Below are 1,149 nucleotides of genomic sequence, written 5' to 3'. Positions count from 1 at the left end.
GACGACGAAGAACGCGCCGACGGAGCTGGTGATGATGCCGATCGGCAGCTCCTGCGGCAGCAGCAGCGTTCGGGCCAGAAGATCGCTGGCCAGCAACAGCACCGCGCCGGGTCAGTTTGGAAGCCGTTTGACACCCTTTTTCATACGCCGAGATAGCGGTCCTGAATTTCTGGCGTCAGCGCCTCGGGCGTGCCTTCGAAGACGGTCATGCCCTTTTCCAGAACGAAGCAGCGGTCGGCCACAGGTAGAAGCTCGGCAAGCGTCTTGTCGACGATAAGGATCGACTGTCCGCTCGACTTGAGCTTGCGGATTGCTGCCCAGATGTCCTGGCGGATCACAGGTGCCAGACCCTCGGTCGCCTCGTCCAGAATGAGCAGGCTCGGATTGGTCATCAACGCGCGGCCGATGGCTACCATCTGCTGCTCGCCGCCCGACAGTGTACCGGCATATTGGTCGCGGCGTTCGCCGAGACGCGGAAACAGCTCGACAACTTTTTCCAATGTCCACGCGCTGCCGCGTGCTGCGGCCAGCAGGTTCTCCAGTACGGTCAGATTGGGAAAGCAGCGCCTTCCCTCCGGCACCAGACCCAGGCCAAGGCGCGCGATGCGGTGCGGGCGCATGCCGGCGACTTGGCGGCCGCCAAAGCTGATCGAGCCTGAGCGCGGTTTCGCGAGGCCGAGAATGGAATTGATCGTCGTCGTCTTGCCCATGCCGTTGCGGCCCATGAGCGCCACGACCTCACCCGCCCTGACGTCGAGCGAGACGCCGAACAGCGCCTGCGATGCGCCGTAGAAGGTTTCGACGCCGTTGAGTTCCAGCAGGCTCACGCAGTTTCTCCGAGATAGGCCCGGCGCACTTCGGGATCGTTGCGGATCTCGTCCACCGTGCCGGTGGCGATGACGCGGCCATAGACGAGGACCGAGATACGGTCGGCAAGCGCGAAGACGGCATCCATGTCGTGTTCGACGAGCAGGATCGGCGCTTCGTGGCGCAGGCCGTCGAGGAATTTCGTCAACGCTTTCGATCCGTCTGGCCCCATGCCGGCCATCGGCTCGTCGAACAAAAAGGCCTTCGATCCAAGGGCCAACGCAATGGCGATTTCGAGTTGACGGCGTTCGCCATGCGACAGCTCAGCGGCTGGCACGTAGG

1 protein-coding gene and 2 pseudogenes are annotated in these 1,149 nt (G+C 63.3%); all 3 read right to left on the bottom strand.

Annotated elements, in window-relative coordinates; all coding sequences use genetic code 11:
- A pseudogene (locus EN939_RS35075) lies at positions 1 to 108 on the bottom strand (iron chelate uptake ABC transporter family permease subunit); the annotation flags it as partial.
- Between the two features lie 32 nt (positions 109 to 140).
- Positions 141 to 827 (bottom strand): ABC transporter ATP-binding protein, encoded by a 687-nt coding sequence (locus tag EN939_RS35070; protein WP_127271619.1) that lies wholly within the window; start codon positions 825 to 827, stop codon positions 141 to 143.
- Positions 824 to 1,149 (bottom strand): annotated as a pseudogene (locus EN939_RS35065) (ABC transporter ATP-binding protein); the annotation flags it as partial. The pseudogene EN939_RS35065 and the gene EN939_RS35070, both read right to left, overlap by 4 nt.

Origin of the sequence: Mesorhizobium sp. M7A.F.Ca.CA.002.05.1.1 (assembly GCF_003998335.1) — a bacterium.
GTDB lineage: Bacteria > Pseudomonadota > Alphaproteobacteria > Rhizobiales > Rhizobiaceae > Mesorhizobium.
This window is presented reverse-complemented; position numbering and strand designations above follow the sequence as displayed.